Raw genomic sequence first — 16,311 nt, 5'->3', positions numbered from 1 at the left:
CGGGCGGGCCCCCCCCCCCCCGGCCCCCCCCCCCCCCGCCGGCGCGCCCCCCCCCCCCCCCCCCCCCCCCCCCCCCCCGCCCCCGCCCCCCCCCCCCCCCCCCCCCCCCCCCCCCCCCCCCCCCCCCCCCCGCCACAGGGTTTTCAGGAAAGCGTTCGCGTACGGGTCAACCCGTACTCACGCATCAGCCTTCTCAAGCTCGGCCAGCTCCTGCTGGACCCGCAGCTCGTGCTGCGCCTCGTCCTGCCTGGCCTTCTTCGGCGACCAGCGCCCGGCCATCACGAACACCGCGGGGATGAACAGCGCCTGGCAGACGATCGAGAACCACCACCAGCGCTTCCACTCGTCGGCGGCCCGGTCCTTGGCCTTCATGACCTCCGTGCCGTGCTCGTCGAGGATCCGCAGCGCGGCCTGCTTCTCCGGCTTCTGGATCTCCAGCAGCGTCGGCAGCGTGACCTCCTTGATGGCCTGGGCCAGGAGCGCCGGGGGAACGTCCGCCTGCTTGGTGTACTTCCCCAGTTCGGCGAACAACGGCTGGTGTGCCTGGACGACCTCGACCAGCGGCCCGGCTTCGGCCGCCGCCGCCTGTACCTCGTCACCGTGCCCGACCAGCGGCGTCACCGAGGTGACGATGATCGGCGTGAAGATCGCGGAGACCGACACCACGATGCGGATCGTCCAGCCCCACACGGCCAGTCCGGTCGCGGTCGCCGCCGGGTTGCGCTGCTCCACCGTCTCGGTGAAGCTCGCCATCCACGGCGCGTAGACGAATCCGCTGCTGATGCCGATGCCGACCAGCAGCCACGCGAAGTGGTAGTAGCTGGTGCTGGGTTGGTCTGTACGGAGGGCGAACAGGATCGTGAAGAAGACTGTGCCGACCCCACCGGCGATCATGAAGGGCTTGCGGACCTTGGCGAGGTCGGACACGATGCCGGCGACCACCAGGCCTATCGCGTTCGCGGTCCAGTACCAATTGGACAGCGAGTTCGTCCGCTGTTCGCTGTAGCCGTGGACCGTCGCGTAGTACACCACCAGGTTGCCGACGACCGAGAAGTAGAACATCAGGTGCAGGCTGATCCCGAGCGCCGAGAACAGGATGTTCGGCCGCATCATCTGCCGCCAGTGGTTCTTCATCAACTGCTCGGTGTCCAGGCCCTTCGCGCGGGCCTCGATCAGTGCCCGGTCGCGCAGCGACACCATGATCTGGTCGCGGATCCGCGGCGACAGCTCCCGCAGCCCGAACAGGGCGAAGACGAACACGGCGAGCCCGATGTAACCGGTGTACCGGAACTGGTCCTGCCAGCCGTGGCTGCTCAGGGTGCGGCTGGACACCATGGTGACGACCAGTGAGCCCAGCACCGGACCCAGCGTCCAGAAGCCCATCGCCCCCGCCCGGCCCACCTGCGGGGAGAAGTCGCGGATCAGCGCGGGGGTGGCGACCAGCACCATGCCCTCAACAAAGCTGACGATCGCCATGTAGAACATGAACTGGTTCTTGCTGGTCGCGTTCGGCACCGCGAACAGCACCAGCGCACTGGTGACGAGCAGCCCGTACACGACCAGGTTCGCCCGGCCCCACCGGTCGGCCAGCCCGGCCAGCAGCGAGGCGAACGCGCCGACGACGTTGCCGACGACGCTCACCCACGTGGCGAACATGAACGTCATCCCGAACTCACGCATCATCGTGGTCGACACGGCGTACTGGATGTACAGCTGGTAGTACAGGACGATCGAGGCGACCACCACGATGGCGAGGTACAGCATGCGCGGCCGGGTGTCCGGATAGTGGTCGATCTGCCGGTTCCAGAGCCCGTTCACGACCCCGGGACGCGGGGTCTCCGGTCTGGCTTCAGCCGACTCGAACTGCGACGCGGTGGATGTCATGGGTCGGACTCCTCGTACGGGGACATTCCGGGGGCGGTACCGTGAAGAGACGTGCCGTGGAAACCTGTGCCGTGGGAAAACCGTGCCGTGGAGTGCGTGCAGACCGGGGCCGCGAGGGGTGTTGCGGAACCCGTCGTACAAGTGCTGAGCGAGCGTAGTACCGGTGGGTAGCTGCGACCAGAGCAATCGGACAGCGAATATCGGCGGGTTCAGGACGTCCGCAGCGGGCGTTGTGAATCACTCGGCGGGAATGTGTCAATCCGGACAGCACAGGAGTGCTCTTCTGTGCGGGAGCCCGTCCGGAGACTGTCTGGAATCCGTCTGGAGCCCGTCCGGAATCCGGCAGTGCGGAGTTGCCGCGCCCACGTGTTAGCGTCCCCCGCATGACCGATCCAGGTGACGTGTACGTCGGCAGGGCCACCGCCGACGCGGCAGCCGACCGGGGCTGGCTCCTCGGCCACTTCAAGGAACCGGGCGACCCGCGGTACAGCGAGGCCGTGGAGATCAAATGGGGCGTCCACCCCAAGGACGAACACCGTGCCCAGTGGGCGACGGACGAACAGCGTGAAGCCCTGCTCGTGCTGATCAGCGGACGCTTCCGGCTGGAGTTCCCCGGCCGTACGGTCGTCCTCGCGCAGCAGGGCGAGTACGTGGTGTGGGGCAAGGGCGTCGACCACTCCTGGTACGCCGAGGAGGAGTCGGTGGTGCTGACGGTGCGCTGGCCGTCGATCCCGGGCTACGCGGTGCCGGCCGGCTGACGGAAAGCACTGCGCGGACCCACCGTTCAGGGAAGAACCCGTAGCCCGCCCGACCCCTGTCCCCAGGTCCGGCTCAAGGCCTTCCGCAGCCGGACGCCGTCGGTGACACCGGCCCGCCGTTGTTGCGCGAGCGTCACCAGTCCGTCCTGGTTGCCCGAAGCCGAAGCCGAAGCCGCAGCCGCAGGCGGCCAGACGGCGTCGAAGTTCACCCGTGCCATGGCGGCGAATCTACGGCCGTGCCTGCCGACGCCGGACGGCTCCGCACCGGGATCACCCGTACGGGCTTGATCACATGCTCTCTGCCCGCGTCGGACGCAAGCAGAGTGAACCTGATCAAGATGAACCCCGCCTACCCGACCAGCCCGCTCCAGAACTCCACTGTCGGCACGCCCCCCACCGGTCCGGGGACCTCCCCGAACTCCCGCCCGAGGTAGTCGGCCAGATCCGATCCGTACACGATGATGTCCGTCTGCATCATCGACAGCACCGGATGCCCCCACTGCCCGGCCACCCCCGGCAGGAAACGGTGGCTGAACACCGGCACCATCACCGGCGCCTTCTCCAGGTTCCAGCGCGCCGTCCGCAACGCGGGGGCGGTGCGCTCCGGGCGCGGGCCCCAGACCTCGGGCCAGAAGGCGTTGTGCTCCACGTCGAACAGCACACCCTCGACCGGCATCGACAGACGCTGCTTCATCTTCCGCACCCCGCCGCTGCGCCAGTCCGGCCAGCTCTGGCCCGTCGGCAGCACCGTCGACAGCATCAGCCGGTGGTCGGCGGCGAACCGGAAACCGTACGTCTCCTCGACCCCGTCCAGTTCCTCGTCGCTCAGCCCGGGGGAGAGTTCGGCGCCGGAAGACTCAAGGAGCAGCTGGAACTCGCGCGCGGTGGGGTGGGGCATATCGCTCATAGCCCCCGAGCCTAGTCCGCCGGCGATCACGGCACCCGCGCAGGCACTCCACCCCAGACCGGACACAGTGGCGCACCCGCGCAGGCACACGCGGCCACCCGGCTGCACACCACCCCACCCGCGCGGACACGCGACACCAGAGCCACACACCACCCCACCCGCGCGGACGTGACGACGGACCTGTTGGAAAGATGGACCCCATGCCGACCTACAACGCAGCCGCCGACCGCTACGGAACCATGACCTACCGCCGCAGCGGACGCAGCGGCGTCCAGCTGCCGGCCGTGTCCCTCGGCCTGTGGCACAACTTCGGCGGCACCAGGCCCCTCGAAGAGCAGCGCGCGGTGCTGCGCCGCGCCTTCGACCTCGGCGTCACGCACTTCGACCTGGCGAACAACTACGGCCCGCCGTACGGCTCGGCCGAAGCCAACTTCGGGACCGTCTTCCAGCAGGACTTCCGCCCGTACCGCGACGAACTCGTCATCTCCACCAAGGCCGGCTGGGACATGTGGCCGGGCCCGTACGGCGACGGCGGCTCCCGCAAGTACCTCCTCGCGAGCCTCGACCAGTCGCTGACCCGCATGGGCCTGGACTACGTCGACGTCTTCTACTCGCACCGCTTCGACCCCGACACGCCCCTCGAAGAGACGATGGGCGCGCTGGACACGGCGGTACGCCAGGGCAAGGCGCTGTACGCGGGAATCTCGTCCTACCCGCCGGCGGAGACCGCCCGCGCCGCGGAGATCCTGAAGGGCCTGGGCACCCCGATGCTCATTCACCAGCCGTCGTACAACATGCTCGACCGCTGGATCGAGGACGGCCTGCTCGACACCCTGGAGGACGTCGGCGCCGGCTGCGTCGTCTTCTCACCGCTCGCCCAGGGCCTGCTGACGGACCGCTACCTCTCCGGTGAGGTCCCGGCGGGCTCCCGTATGGCGCTCGGGCATTTCCTGAAGGCCGACCGCCTCACGGACGGACTCCTCGGCAGACTCCACGCGCTCAACGACCTGGCCACCGGCCGCGGGCAGTCGCTCGCGCAGCTGGCTGTGGCCTGGCTGCTCCGCGACCCGCGGGTCACCTCGGTGCTCGTCGGCGCGAGCAGTGTCCGGCAGCTGGAGCAGAACGTGGCCGCGCTGGACAACCTGGCTTTCAGCGAGGCCGAACTCGCCGGGATCGACCGCATCCTGGGCTGAGGGCAAGTGTTGTGGGGCGCTGCGGACAGCGCCCCACAACGGTCACATGTGCAGCGGCATCATGCCGGAGTCGATGAGGAACGTCTCGGTCCGGAAGTCCCGGACGGGTGGGAGGGACGCCGCACGCCGGGCCCGCGTGTCGTCGTCGATCAGCCGTTCGATGTACTCGCTGAGGCTTATCCGCGTGTTCTCGGCGGACCTGCGTGCGGCATCGGCGAACTTCTGGTCCACCTGGACACTGAGCGGGATCTTGGCCATGGACGAGAACGTACCAAGGAGCGCGGGCAAGTTTCACTACGCGCGGGCCGGGACACTCAAGTCCCCCCGAATCAGCGACGCGGAGCCGCCCCGGTCGAACCCCGGACGACCAGTTCGGGCCGGAAGATGAACTCCGTACGCGGCGCCGGGATACCGGACAGTTCGTCAAGGAGGGTCCGGACGGCCGCCAGACCCATCTCCTGCACCGGCTGACGGATCGTCGTCAGCGGCGGGTCCGTGTAGGCGATCAGCGGTGAATCGTCGAAACCGATCACGGACACGTCGGCGGGCACGGACCGGCCCAGGTCGCGGGCGGCCGATACCGCACCGAGCGCCATGAGGTCGCTGCCGCACACCAGTGCGGTGCAGCCGCGTCCGATGAGCGTACGGGCCGCTGCCGCGCCGCCCTCGACAGTGAACAGGGTGTTCTCGATGTAGCGGTCGGCATCGGTGATGTCGAGCAGATCGGCGAGCGCCTTGCGGAAACCCCCGGTCTTCCGGATGACCGGCACGTACCGCCGCGGGCCGAGCAGCAGGCCGATGTGTTCGTGCCCCAGTTCCACCAGGTGCGATACGGCGAGCCGCATCGCCAGCCGGTCGTCGGTGGAGATGAACGGCGCGGCCACCTTGTCGGTGTAGCCGTTCAGCAGCACTATCGGCACACCCTCGGCGGTCAGCCGGGAGTAGCGCTCCATGCTCGCGGTGGTGTCCGCGTGCAGCCCCGACACGTAGATGAGCGCGACGACCCCGCGGTCGAGCAGCAGATCGGTGAAGTCGTCCTCGGTCGTGCCGCCGGGCGTCTGCGTGCAGAGCACCGCCGTGTAGCCGCGCCGGGTCAGCGCCCGCTCTATCACCTGCGCGAACGCCGGGAAGATGGGGTTGTCCAGCTCAGGGGTTATCAGCCCGACGAGCCCGGCGCTGCGCTGCCGCAGCCGCACGGGCCGTTCGTAGCCGAGCTGGTCGAGCGCGGTGAGCACCGCCTGCCGGGTCGACTCGGAAGCACCCGGTTTCCCGTTGAGTACGCGGCTGACCGTGGCTTCGCTGACGCCGGCGTGGGCGGCGATGTCGGACAGTCGGGGCGTCATGTTGGACGACACTACCCGGGCGGTGGGAGGGATATGACCTGTCGTCACGCAGATCACCTGACGGCGTGGTGGGGTCCCGGCGGCCGGAGTCCCGGGACCCCACGTCAGGGTCATGCCGTACGGAACCAGGCCGCGGTGTCCACCGGCAGCAGGCCGTCGACGAGGACGCCCGAGGACAACAGCAGTTCACCGTACGGTTCGACGGACACCGGGTCGCCGCCGAAGTTGACGACGCAGGTGAATCCGGCCGTACGGGAGAACGCCAGGACGTCGCCGGGCGCGTCCAGCCACGTCAGGTCCCCGCCGAGCGGGCGCCGCAGGCGCAGTGCCGACCGGTAGAGCTCAAGGGTCGAGCCCTCGACGGCGGTCTGGGCCTGGACGGAGAGCCCGGCCCACGCGTCCGGCTGCGGAAGCCAGGGGTCGGCCGAACCCGACGGGCCGAAGCCGTACGGGGATTCAGCCCCGCCCCAGGGCAGTGGCACCCTGCAGCCGTCCCGGCCCCGCTCCAGGTCGCCGGACCGCAGGTACTGCGGGTCCTGGAGGGCTTCGAGCGGCAGGTCGAGCACCTCGGGCAGGCCCAGCTCCTCGCCCTGGTAGACGTATGCCGAGCCGGGCAGCGCCAGCATCAACAAGGCGGCGGCGCGGGCGCGTTCGAGGCTGCCGTAGCGCGTCAGGTGACGCCGTACGTCATGGTTCGAAAGAACCCAGGTGGGGGGCGCGCCGACCTCGGTGACGGCCTGGACCGAGTCGTCGATCACCTTGCGCAGCTCGTTGGGGTTCCAGCCGGCGCCCAGGTAGTGGAAGTTGAAGGCCGTGTGCAGCTCGTCGGGGCGCACGTAGCGGGCCAGGCGGGTCGCGTCCGGCACCCACGCCTCGGCGACCATGGCCCGGTCGCCGTCGTACGAGTCGAGGATCTTCCGCCACTCGCGGTAGACGTCGTGGACCTCGTCGCGGTCGAAGTAGGGGAGCCGGTCGGTGGTCAGCAGCTTGATCTGGCCCGCGCGGCCGATATCGGCGAACTCCGGGTCCTTGAACATGCCGTGCGCCACGTCGATGCGGAAGCCGTCGACGCCCAGGTCCAGCCAGAAGCGCAGGATGTCGGCGAACTCGGCGTGGACCTCCGGGTGGTGCCAGTTGAGGTCGGGCTGCTCGCCGGCGAAGAGGTGGAGGTACCAGCTGCCGTCTTCGACGCGGCTCCACGCGGGGCCGCCGAACACGGACTCCCAGTCGTTCGGCGGGAGTTCGCCGTTCGCACCCTTGCCGGGACGGAAGATGTAGCGGTCCCGCGCGGCGACGTCGGCCAGCGCCTCCTGGAACCACACGTGCTGGTCCGAGGTGTGGTTCGGCACGATGTCCACGATGACCCGCAGGTCGTGGCCGTGCGCCTCGTCGACCAGCGCCTTGATGTCACCGAGCGTGCCGAGTGTCGGGTCCACGTCGCGGTAGTCGGCGACGTCGTAACCGCCGTCCGCCATCGGGGACTTGTAGAACGGTGTGAGCCACAGGGCGTCCACGCCGAGGTCGCGCAGATAGGGCAGGCGCGTACGGGCGCCGAGGAGGTCGCCGATGCCGTCGCCGTTGCCGTCGGCGAAGCTGCGGACGTAGACCTGGTAGATGACGGCGTCGCGCCACCAGGGGGAGTTCATAGGGAAGTTCCTCAGGGGGGTCAGGACTTGGTTCCGCCGGCGGTCAGGCCGGCCACCAGGTGCCGCTGGACGAAGAAGAAGACAAGCGCGGCGGGGATCGTGATGAGCACGGAGGCCGCGGTCATCAGGCCCCACTCGACCTTGAACTGGCCCACCCAGGACTTCAGCCCGACGGCGAGCGTGTAGTTCTTCTCGGTGGTCATGAAGGTTGTGGCGTAGGCGACTTCGCCCCACGCGGTGAGGAACGAGTAGAACGCCGTGACGGCCAGCCCGGGGCGGGCCAGCGGCAGGATCAACCGCCAGAAGGTGCCCCACGGGTTCAGGCCGTCGACCCGGCCGGCCTCGTCGATCGAGACGGGGATGGTGTCGAAGTAGCCCTTGAGCATCCACGCGCAGAACGGCACCGCGGTGACGCAGTACGCCAGGATCAGGCTTCCGTACGTATTGATCAGATGCAGTTTCGCCATGATCGTGTAGAGCGGGACGATCAGTACGGCGACGGGGAACATCTGGACGACCAGGAAGGTCCACATCAGCGACTTGTGGCCGGGGAACCTCATCCGGGACAGCGCGTAGCCGGCGGTCGCGGAGATGAAGACACCGAACACCGTGGTGCCCAGCGCGACCATCAGCGAGTTGCCGAACCACGAACCGAACGCCGTGTCCGACAGCACCCGGCTGTAGTTGTCGAAGGACAGGCCGCTGAGGCTGCCGACGTCCTGCCACTTGTTGCCGGGCTTCAGCGACGTCAGCGCGATCCACGCGACGGGGAACACCGCGATGACGCTCGCGATGATGAGCGTGGTGTGGAGGAGGACGGACACCAGGGGGGAGCGGTAGCCGCGCTTGTACTGCTGACGGTTACTCATGAGCTCGCCTCCACAGCATTCTTGGCCAACACCCTGCGGTAGGCGGCGGCGAACAGCACCAGCATCGACAGGATGATCGCGCCGTACGTGGCCGCTCCCGCGTAGTCGCGCACGCTGGCGAAACCGAGCTTGTAGGCGTGGGTCACCAGGATCTCGGTCGAGCCGTACGGGCCGCCCTCGGTCACCAGGTAGATCACGGCGAACTGGTTGAACGTCCAGATCACCCCGAGCAGGACGATGGTCGAGGTCACCGGACGCAGCCCGGGCAGTGTCACGTGCCGGAACCGCTGCCAGGGAGTCGCGCCGTCCACCTCTGCGGCCTCGTGCTGCTCACGCGGAATCGCCTGCAGCCCGCCGAGGATCGCGACCATGTTGAACGGCACGCCGATCCACACGTTGACGCAGATGACCGCGATCTTCGCGGTGGTCGGGTCGCCGAGCCAGTCGACGCCGCCGATACCGATGTTCTCCAGGAAGGCGTTGACCACGCCGTTGTCCCGGTTGAGCATCAGACGCCAGGCGAACGCGGACACGAACGCCGGCACGGCCCACGGCACCACGAGCAGGACGCGGTAGAGCGCGTTGCCCTTGATGGTGCGGTTGAGCAGGACGGCCAACCCCAGGCCGAGCCCGACCTGGAGCACCACACAGGAGACGGTCCAGATCACCGTCCAGGTCAACCGGGTGTAGAACACACCGTCGTTGCCGGACAGGACGTCGATGTAGTGGTCGAGGCCGACCCAGTGGTACGTCGCGGCGATGTGGTTGACGCCGATCGTGCGGCCCATGTTGGCTTCGTTGATGTTGGTCAACGAGTAGTACAGGCCCTGCACGAGCGGGTAGCCGACGAGTCCGCCCAGGACGATGACAACGGGGGCGACCATCGCCCAGGCGTACTTGTTGCGGGAGAAGAGCGAGCGCCGCTTGGCGGCGGGGACCCCGCCGCCGTGCTTCTGCACGGCGGCGGGCTCTTTTTCCTGGAGGAGAGTGCTCACGGCGACGGCTTAGTTGAAGCCGGGCAGGATCTTGCGGCCGGCTGCGGCCGTGTCGTCCAAGCCGGCCTTCACCGAGGTCTTGCCGCCGTAGATCTTCTCCATGTTCTGGTCGAACGAGTCCCAGATGTCGGCGGCCTGCGGCACCGGGATGCCCGGCCGCGCGTGGTCCATGACGCCGCGGAAGGCGGTGATGACCGGGTCCGTGGCGAGCGTGCCCTGGCTGTACGCGGCGGTGCGGGTCGGCAGCACCTTGATCTTGTCGGCGACGTACGCCTGGTTCTCGGCGGTCGTCAGGAACTGCACGAACAGCTCGGACGCGCTGATGTTCTTGGAACCCGCGTACACGACCAGGTTGTGACCACCGGTCGGGCCGCCGGCCTTGCCGGACGAGCCAGCCGGGACCGGGACGATGCCCAGGTTGTCCTTGTTCGCGAACGCCGGGCCCTTGAAGTCGTCGGAGACCGACCACGGACCGTTGATCAACATGGCGAGCTTGCCTTCCTTGAAGGCCGTCTGCATGTTGGTGTAACCGTCCTTGGTCAGGTCGGTGGTCGCGGCGCCCGAGTCGATCAGGTCCTTGCCGATGGAGATGCCGGCGACGGCCTTCTCATCGTTCAGGGTGATCTTCTTGGCCGCGGCGTCCACGATCGAGCCGCCCTCGCCGAAGATCAGCGTCTGCGCGTAGAAACCCTGCGGCTTCATGAAGACACCGGCCGCGCCGGTCTTCTCCTTGACCGCGAGCGCGGCGGTCTTCAGCTCGGCCCAGGTCTTCGGGGGCGTGGTGACGCCCGCCTTGGCCAGCAGTTCCTTGTTGTACATCAGCGCCAGGGAGTCGGTGACCTCCGGGATGCCGTACGTCTTGCCCTTGTACTGCGTGGTGTTCCACGCGGCCGGCAGGAACGCGTCCTTGCCGCCCTCACCCAGCGCGGCGCTGCCGTCGAGCGGCTGGAGGTAGCCGAGCTCGGCGAACGACGGGGTCCAGCCGACGTCGGAGCGCATCACGTCAGGGGCGCCGGTGCCGCCCTGCGCGGCGTTCTTGAACTTGTCCCGCGCGTCGCTGAACGGCACGTTGACGTAGTTGACCTTGACCTTCGGGTACTTCGCCTCGAACTTGGCGACGAGCTCCTTGTAGACCGGAGCCTCCGAGGTGCTGTCCGTGGTGTCCCACCACGTGACCGTGCCAGCCACGGCGGCCGGGTCGGCCGGCGCCTGGGCGGCACCGCCACTGCCACCGGTCGTGCCGCTGCCGCTGCCGTCGTCGCCGCCGCACGCGGTCAGCGTCATGGCGAGAGTGGCGGCGGCTATGCCTGCCGTCGTAATGCTCCGTCGCATTCCTGCACTCCTAGGTCGGGCGCACCGGGGCTTTGGTGCTGCCGGGACAGTGGCGCCACATCAGAACGCGGCGTCCGACCGGCCCCGGGGAGGGCGCGGAATCGGTGCCGCGGGGAGGAACGTAGCAACGGAAGTGACCCTGATGGAAGGGCTTGCGCAAATATTCCGCAAGAAATTACAGAGCGGAAGATCACACGTCACCGGGAGGAAATGTCGGGATGCTAGGACGTTTTGCTGGAGTCTGGTCAGGTATGGAGGTTTTTGGGGCCCTGTTGGTCAAAGCGGATAAGTCTGCCTGTCTGTGGCCCGTTTTTGCGGTGGTCTCTGCAAGAACTTGCAGACAGCGGGAAGCCCGGCCCGCAAGGCGATCGCGGGCCGGGCTTCCGTACGGGACGTCCTCAGACCCTGGCGTTCTCCGGCTCCCACACCTGGACGCCCGTGAGCTCGGGCAGCCGGTCCCGGGTGAAGACCGGATCGAGGTTCTCGGCAAGCTGCCCGCGGTAGTCCTTCAGCAGCTTGAACGCGATCACCGACAGTGGCGCGATGGCCGCCAGGTTGATCAGCGCCATGCCGCCCATGAACACGTCCGCCAGGTTCCACACGATGCTCACCGAGCCGACCGCGCCGAAGAACACGGCCCCCAGCATGGCCACCCGGAAGCCGTTCAGCAGATGCGGCGTGTCCGAGATGAACCGCAGGTTGGACTCGGCGTAGTAGTAGTTCCCGATCACCGAACTGAACGCCAGCAGGAAGATGATGACCGTCAGCGCGTGCCCCGACCACGGGCCCAGGCTGTCCTTCAGCGCGTTCTGCGTCATGTCCGACGCCTGCCGCGTGCCGTCCAGCGTCGGACTGGTGCTCAGGATGATGAACGCGGTGATCGTGCAGATGATCAGCGTGTCGAAGTAGACGCCGAGGGACTGCACGAGCCCCTGCTTGGCCGGGTGCGTGACCGACGCCGACGCCGCGGCGTTCGGGGCCGAACCAAGACCGGCCTCGTTGGAGAACATGCCGCGCCGGATGCCCTGCCGCAGTGCCTCGCCGACCCCGCCGGCCACCGCCTGCTTGAAGCCGAACGCCTCACCGACGATCTCGCTGATCATGCGCGGCACGTTGCCGATGTGCATGACCACAACAGCGATGCCCAGGAGTAGGTAGGCGACGGCCATCAGCGGCACCAGCTTCTCGGTGACCGAAGCGATCCTGCGCACCCCGCCGATGATCACCAGCGCTGCCAGCACCGCCACCACGACGCCGACCACCGGCGCGATCGGACCGTTCCAGCTGTCCGGGAGCGAGGACTGCATCGTCGCGGTGATCGTGTTCGTCTGGACAGCGTTGAACACCAGCCCGAAGGTCAGCGTGATCGCGACCGCGAACAGCAGGCCCATCCACCGGCGGTTCAGCCCGAACTGCATGTAGTACGCCGGACCACCGCGGAAGCCGTCCTTCCCGCGGATCTTGTACAGCTGGGCGAGCGTCGACTCCACAAACGCCGACGCGGCACCCACGATCGCCATCATCCACATCCAGAACACCGCGCCGGGCCCGCCCAGGCTGATCGCGGTGGCCACTCCGGCGATGTTGCCCGTGCCGACTCTCGACGCCGCCGAAATGGTGAACGCCCCGAACGCCGACACCTGCTTGTTGCCCGACGCGTCGTCGGCCGGCTTGTTCCGCAGCACCCGCAGCATCTCCGGGAACATCCGGACCTGGACCGCCCCCGAGCGCACCGTGAAGTACAACCCCAGCACGATGACCACCGGGATCAGCACCCAGGTCCACAGGTGGTCGTTGAGGTCGATGATCCACTGGTCGAACTTGTCCATCCGTGTCCCCGGTCTGTGGCGTTGTGCATGGATCCGACCGGGACATTATGTCCAACTAGTTATCTTTGTGCAGATTTGACGACCTGTCGATAGGCCGTACGGGAGACCCGCACCCCGTCTCCGCACGCAGAACTCCCGACTCGCCGCACGGCGGCCCCGACACGGCGGGTGCGTACCTGGATCCATGGGGCGGGAATGGCCAGCAGTGACCAGCGCATATCTTCCGAGCGGATACCCATCAAGGGGATACCCGCCGAGGAGATGCCCGCCGTACGGCCGAAGACGGCGACCCCACCGCCGGGTTCCGCCCCGCCGGACCGCCGCCGCTGGTGGCGCGTACGGCTGAGCCGTTAGGTGATCACGGGTTTCGCACGCTTCAGCCGCGCGCCCGGAAGCTGATCGGCAGACTCTTCACCCCGCTGACAAAGCGAGCCTGGCTGAAGCGGGCCTCCCCGGCGAGCTCGATGTGCCCGACGCGGGCGAGCAGTTCGGTCAGCAGCAGCCGGATCTCCATCCGCGCCAGCGGGGCACCGATGCAGTGGTGCGTGCCGAAGCCGAACGCGAGCTGTTTACCGGGTAAACGCGTGATGTCGAACCGGTCCGGATCGGGGAACACTTCCTCGTCGCGGTTCGCGGACACGTACGACAGGAGCAGTGACTCGCCCTCGGCGACCGCAACTCCGCCGACCGTCGTGTCGGCGGTCGCGGTGCGCATGAAGTGCCGAACCGGAGTTGTCCACCGAAGCACCTCTTCGACGGCGTTGTCGATCAACTCGGGCTTGCCGCGCAGTAGTTCCAGCTGCTCCGGGTTCTTCAGCAGTGCGAGCAGCCCGCCCGCGATCGCCGAGGACGTGGTGTCGTGGCCCGCGCTGGCGATGATGACGTAGTACGACATCTTCTCCAGGTCACCCATCGGGCAGCCGCCGGGCTCGCCGTTCGCGATGACCGAGGCCAGATCCTCGGTCGGGTAGGCGACACGGTCGGCGGTGAGCGCGCCGAAGTACTTCGCGAAGTCGGCGATGGTCTCCCAGACCGCCTCCGGGTCCACGTCCCGCTGGAGATCCGGGTCGGTGGCGCCGAACATCTCCTGGGTGAGCTTGAGCATCCGGGGATAGTCGGCCTCCGGCAGGCCCATGATCGACAGGATCACCCGCAGCGGGAAGCGCAGTGCGATCTCGGTGGCGAAGTCGGCCGCACCCGGAAGTTCCAGGAGCCCGGTGACAGCCTCCACCGCGAGTTCACGGATCCGGTCCTCCATCGTACGGAGGGTCCCCGGGCGGAAGAACGGTGCGGACACGGCCCGGTAATCCCGGTGCTCGGTGCCGTCCATGTTGACCAGGGTCCGCACCCCACGTCCGGCGGCGTGCTCCAGGTCGGCCTCTTTGACCATCAGATACGTACGCGGGCCGTTGCTGAAAAGCTTCGGATCGCGCTCGATCGCCAGCACGTCCGCATGCCGGGTGACTAGCCAGAACGGGTTGAACGCCGACTGTCCGTCGATCCAGGCGACGGGGGCCTGACGGCGCATCACCGCCAGTGCCCCGGCGATCCGTTCCGGATCGGCCCATGGGGCGGCCTCAGTGAAGAGTGTGGCGTCGACGTCCGGCGGGGGAGTGGGCTTCGTCGCAGTCATGCACCGAATCAAACGGCGGCGCGGGGAAGACTTCAAGGCTCTGAGTAGGTCTACTCAGGCTCCCCGGCATCCGGATCGAAAGTATGAGTGACATGAACACACCGCTGAAGTCCAAGAACACCGCCGGGTTCTTCATCCAGTCGGTCATCTCCTTCTCCATTTCACTGGGGTCGATGATCGTGGGCATCGCCTACCTCGACGCGAGCGCCTGGGTCCGCGCGTTCCTCGCCATCGGCCTGCTGTACGCGGTCACTTCGTCCATCACCCTGGCCAAGGTCGTCCGCGACCGGCAGGAGGAGGAGAGCGTGGTCACCCGCGTCGACCAGGCGCGGCTGGAGAAGTTGCTGACGGATCATGACCTCTTCCGCCCGGAGGGCGTATGAAAAACAGTCGCCCGGAGGGCGTATGAACCACAGTCGCCCGCAGGGCGTATGAACCACAGTCGCCCGCAGGGCGTATGACCGCAGTTGCCCGCAGGGCGTGCGTCCGGTTCACCGGGCCAGCAGTCGTACGGGATCTGTGTCCGCCGCGCCCTCCGGCCACCATTCGCCGTCCCGCATCCGGTACGGATACCAGGTTCCGTCCGCGGCATAGCGCAGTTGCAGACCGGCCGCCTCAAAGGTCAACCGGTTGCGCCACATCCGGGGCGGCAGCGGCGGCAGGCCCGGCGCCTGCGATGAACCCGCGGCCGCCGCGGCGGTGAGCTCGGACCTGGCGGCGAGGAGGATTTCGCGCGGGGCGTCCCACGAGGCGCGTTCCACTTCCAGAGCGGTCGCTCCGCCTTGGGCCCAGGCTGCGGCGGCCCGGCGCAGCAGTGGGACCGGTACCCCGCTGTTGCGGGCGACGAGTTCGGTGCGTGCGACATCGCCGGCGGCGTGGGCGCAAGCGGCCAGCCGGATCGCGGTCGACGGGATGCCGTTGCTGTCGCCCGCGTTGTCCGGTCCGGTCAGGCCGTGCTTCCGGCGGATGTCGGCGTAGGTGACGGGGCCGGGCTCCGCAGTGGGCACGGGTGCGGGCGGGCCGGCGCCCTGGTCGTCCACTGTCCCCAGGAGGAGCTCCCGCGCCTGGGCGGCTGCGTGGGCAGCCAGGAAGACCAGATCCGCAGGGGGGATCTCCGCACCGCCCGCGCTGGTGACGAACCGGAGGGCGGGGGCATCGTTCGCGTCGTTGCGAACGTCGAGCGGCTTGTCGGTGGCCGGGCCTTCAGTGACTGGACCTTCGGCGGCCAGGCTGCCCGGACCCGGCCGGCCGGTGTCCGCGGTTCCGTAGTTCCCCGCCCGGAAGCGGGCGGTCAGCGCGGCCGGCGCGCCCGCCCACCCCGCGTAGGCCTCCGCAGCGTCCACGGCGTCCGGTTCCGCGCCGTCGTCAGGTCCGGCTACGGTCAGCCGTCGACGGCGCAACTCCGCCAACACCTGCGACCGTTCCCGGCCGCGCAGCCGGAACGCCGCGAACGGGTCGGTGCCGAGGAGTTCCGCGAACTGGTGGCACACCGCGATCGCGTGCTTGCAGGGATCGCCGAAGTCCGGGCAGTCGCACGAGGTGTTCAGCTCCCCGGGAACCGGGGGCAACGACAGCCCGGCATCGGCCAGTTCATCCAGGAGCCGGCCCGGAACGTCGCCGTCGAGCAGGGCGGCCGTGTCCCCGGAGCGTGCCGCCGCCCGGTCGAACAGTCGTCCCCAGGCCGCCGCGTCGTAGACCGGCAGCCGGACCTCTGTCCGGTAGTGCCGGTAGGAACGGCCACGCACACTGGTGCTGATCCCGCCGGGAGTGATCTTCAATTGCCCCACCGAGCCGTCGGCCGCGCAGGCCCGGCCCCGGTTGAACCTGGCCATATCGCAGGACGCCGCTTCGGCCGCGCGCAGCCAGGCGTCCACGAGGTCGCTACGGGCCTGCGCTGTCATCGGGGGTCCTCCTGGTGCGGT

The 16,311-nt window shown here is 68.5% G+C and carries 16 protein-coding genes; 4 read left to right on the top strand and 12 right to left on the bottom strand.

Annotated elements, in window-relative coordinates:
- Positions 1 to 177 precede the first annotated feature (177 nt).
- Positions 178 to 1,884: an MFS transporter gene (locus AC0Z36_RS07095; protein ID WP_485461835.1), complete on the bottom strand. Its 1,707-nt coding sequence runs from the start codon at positions 1,882 to 1,884 to the stop codon at positions 178 to 180.
- 383 nt (positions 1,885 to 2,267) lie between these two features.
- Here AC0Z36_RS07095 and AC0Z36_RS07090 point away from each other — a divergent pair, with 383 nt between their 5' ends.
- Positions 2,268 to 2,642, top strand: coding sequence for a cupin domain-containing protein (locus tag AC0Z36_RS07090; protein ID WP_485461834.1), 375 nt, complete (start codon positions 2,268 to 2,270; stop codon positions 2,640 to 2,642).
- A gap of 26 nt (positions 2,643 to 2,668) precedes the next feature.
- Here AC0Z36_RS07090 and AC0Z36_RS07085 read toward each other — a convergent pair whose 3' ends face one another.
- Together AC0Z36_RS07085 and AC0Z36_RS07080 are read right to left on the bottom strand one after the other, a co-directional pair.
- The gene (locus AC0Z36_RS07085; RefSeq protein ID WP_485461833.1) at positions 2,669 to 2,860 is read right to left on the bottom strand and encodes a hypothetical protein; all 192 of its coding nucleotides are present in this window, start codon (positions 2,858 to 2,860) and stop codon (positions 2,669 to 2,671) included.
- 131 nt (positions 2,861 to 2,991) lie between these two features.
- Positions 2,992 to 3,549: a hypothetical protein gene (locus AC0Z36_RS07080; protein WP_485461832.1), complete on the bottom strand. Its 558-nt coding sequence runs from the start codon at positions 3,547 to 3,549 to the stop codon at positions 2,992 to 2,994.
- Between the two features lie 191 nt (positions 3,550 to 3,740).
- Here AC0Z36_RS07080 and mgrA point away from each other — a divergent pair, with 191 nt between their 5' ends.
- Entirely contained in the window at positions 3,741 to 4,742 is a 1,002-nt protein-coding gene (gene mgrA / locus AC0Z36_RS07075; RefSeq protein ID WP_485461831.1) for an L-glyceraldehyde 3-phosphate reductase, read from the top strand.
- A gap of 42 nt (positions 4,743 to 4,784) precedes the next feature.
- Here the strand turns inward: mgrA and AC0Z36_RS07070 are convergent, their stop codons facing one another.
- From AC0Z36_RS07070 to AC0Z36_RS07040, 7 genes are all read right to left on the bottom strand, one after another.
- Positions 4,785 to 5,000, bottom strand: coding sequence for a hypothetical protein (locus AC0Z36_RS07070; RefSeq protein ID WP_485461830.1), 216 nt, complete (start codon positions 4,998 to 5,000; stop codon positions 4,785 to 4,787).
- 71 nt (positions 5,001 to 5,071) lie between these two features.
- Entirely contained in the window at positions 5,072 to 6,085 is a 1,014-nt protein-coding gene (locus AC0Z36_RS07065) for a LacI family DNA-binding transcriptional regulator (protein ID WP_485461829.1), read from the bottom strand.
- 110 nt (positions 6,086 to 6,195) lie between these two features.
- Complete coding sequence (locus AC0Z36_RS07060) at positions 6,196 to 7,731, bottom strand: glycoside hydrolase family 13 protein (RefSeq protein ID WP_485461828.1); 1,536 nt, start codon at positions 7,729 to 7,731, stop codon at positions 6,196 to 6,198.
- Positions 7,732 to 7,751: 20 nt separating this feature from the next.
- On the bottom strand, positions 7,752 to 8,600 hold the full coding sequence (locus AC0Z36_RS07055; protein WP_485461827.1) for a sugar ABC transporter permease: 849 nt from the start codon (positions 8,598 to 8,600) through the stop codon (positions 7,752 to 7,754).
- The gene (locus tag AC0Z36_RS07050; RefSeq protein WP_485461847.1) at positions 8,597 to 9,484 is read right to left on the bottom strand and encodes a carbohydrate ABC transporter permease; all 888 of its coding nucleotides are present in this window, start codon (positions 9,482 to 9,484) and stop codon (positions 8,597 to 8,599) included. Before AC0Z36_RS07050 ends, AC0Z36_RS07055 begins: the two co-directional genes overlap by 4 nt.
- A gap of 120 nt (positions 9,485 to 9,604) precedes the next feature.
- Positions 9,605 to 10,927, bottom strand: coding sequence for an extracellular solute-binding protein (locus tag AC0Z36_RS07045; protein ID WP_485461826.1), 1,323 nt, complete (start codon positions 10,925 to 10,927; stop codon positions 9,605 to 9,607).
- A 398-nt stretch (positions 10,928 to 11,325) separates the two neighbouring features.
- A complete protein-coding gene (locus AC0Z36_RS07040) occupies positions 11,326 to 12,756 on the bottom strand; it encodes an alanine/glycine:cation symporter family protein (protein ID WP_485461825.1) in 1,431 nt (476 codons plus the stop codon).
- A 195-nt stretch (positions 12,757 to 12,951) separates the two neighbouring features.
- On the opposite strand from AC0Z36_RS07040, the gene AC0Z36_RS07035 reads away from it, so the two are divergent.
- Entirely contained in the window at positions 12,952 to 13,110 is a 159-nt protein-coding gene (locus AC0Z36_RS07035) for a hypothetical protein (protein ID WP_485461824.1), read from the top strand.
- Between the two features lie 22 nt (positions 13,111 to 13,132).
- On the opposite strand, the gene AC0Z36_RS07030 is transcribed toward AC0Z36_RS07035, so the two are convergent.
- Positions 13,133 to 14,389, bottom strand: coding sequence for a cytochrome P450 (locus tag AC0Z36_RS07030; RefSeq protein WP_485461823.1), 1,257 nt, complete (start codon positions 14,387 to 14,389; stop codon positions 13,133 to 13,135).
- Positions 14,390 to 14,472: 83 nt separating this feature from the next.
- On the opposite strand from AC0Z36_RS07030, the gene AC0Z36_RS07025 reads away from it, so the two are divergent.
- Complete coding sequence (locus tag AC0Z36_RS07025; RefSeq protein WP_485461822.1) at positions 14,473 to 14,772, top strand: YiaA/YiaB family inner membrane protein; 300 nt, start codon at positions 14,473 to 14,475, stop codon at positions 14,770 to 14,772.
- Between the two features lie 108 nt (positions 14,773 to 14,880).
- Here AC0Z36_RS07025 and AC0Z36_RS07020 read toward each other — a convergent pair whose 3' ends face one another.
- Positions 14,881 to 16,290: an SWIM zinc finger family protein gene (locus tag AC0Z36_RS07020; protein ID WP_485461821.1), complete on the bottom strand. Its 1,410-nt coding sequence runs from the start codon at positions 16,288 to 16,290 to the stop codon at positions 14,881 to 14,883.
- Positions 16,291 to 16,311: the final 21 nt, after the last annotated feature.

The organism is Kitasatospora sp. UYEF31 (assembly GCF_057291755.1).
The sequence above is the reverse complement of the archived record's forward strand: the minus strand, read 5'-3'. Positions and strand labels throughout refer to the sequence as shown.

Excerpts from the sequence above, each read along its gene's own strand:
- AC0Z36_RS07095 (WP_485461835.1), bottom strand. The coding sequence starts at position 1,884 with ATGACATCCACCGCGTCGCAGTTCGAGTCGGCTGAAGCCAGACCGGAG.
- AC0Z36_RS07090 (WP_485461834.1), top strand. The coding sequence starts at position 2,268 with ATGACCGATCCAGGTGACGTGTACGTCGGCAGGGCCACCGCCGACGCG.
- AC0Z36_RS07085 (WP_485461833.1), bottom strand. The coding sequence starts at position 2,860 with ATGGCACGGGTGAACTTCGACGCCGTCTGGCCGCCTGCGGCTGCGGCT.
- AC0Z36_RS07080 (WP_485461832.1), bottom strand. The coding sequence starts at position 3,549 with ATGAGCGATATGCCCCACCCCACCGCGCGCGAGTTCCAGCTGCTCCTT.
- mgrA (WP_485461831.1), top strand. The coding sequence starts at position 3,741 with ATGGACCCCATGCCGACCTACAACGCAGCCGCCGACCGCTACGGAACC.
- AC0Z36_RS07070 (WP_485461830.1), bottom strand. The coding sequence starts at position 5,000 with ATGGCCAAGATCCCGCTCAGTGTCCAGGTGGACCAGAAGTTCGCCGAT.
- AC0Z36_RS07065 (WP_485461829.1), bottom strand. The coding sequence starts at position 6,085 with ATGACGCCCCGACTGTCCGACATCGCCGCCCACGCCGGCGTCAGCGAA.
- AC0Z36_RS07060 (WP_485461828.1), bottom strand. The coding sequence starts at position 7,731 with ATGAACTCCCCCTGGTGGCGCGACGCCGTCATCTACCAGGTCTACGTC.
- AC0Z36_RS07055 (WP_485461827.1), bottom strand. The coding sequence starts at position 8,600 with ATGAGTAACCGTCAGCAGTACAAGCGCGGCTACCGCTCCCCCCTGGTG.
- AC0Z36_RS07050 (WP_485461847.1), bottom strand. The coding sequence starts at position 9,484 with ATGGTCGCCCCCGTTGTCATCGTCCTGGGCGGACTCGTCGGCTACCCG.
- AC0Z36_RS07045 (WP_485461826.1), bottom strand. The coding sequence starts at position 10,927 with ATGCGACGGAGCATTACGACGGCAGGCATAGCCGCCGCCACTCTCGCC.
- AC0Z36_RS07040 (WP_485461825.1), bottom strand. The coding sequence starts at position 12,756 with ATGGACAAGTTCGACCAGTGGATCATCGACCTCAACGACCACCTGTGG.
- AC0Z36_RS07035 (WP_485461824.1), top strand. The coding sequence starts at position 12,952 with ATGGCCAGCAGTGACCAGCGCATATCTTCCGAGCGGATACCCATCAAG.
- AC0Z36_RS07030 (WP_485461823.1), bottom strand. The coding sequence starts at position 14,389 with ATGACTGCGACGAAGCCCACTCCCCCGCCGGACGTCGACGCCACACTC.
- AC0Z36_RS07025 (WP_485461822.1), top strand. The coding sequence starts at position 14,473 with ATGAGTGACATGAACACACCGCTGAAGTCCAAGAACACCGCCGGGTTC.
- AC0Z36_RS07020 (WP_485461821.1), bottom strand. The coding sequence starts at position 16,290 with ATGACAGCGCAGGCCCGTAGCGACCTCGTGGACGCCTGGCTGCGCGCG.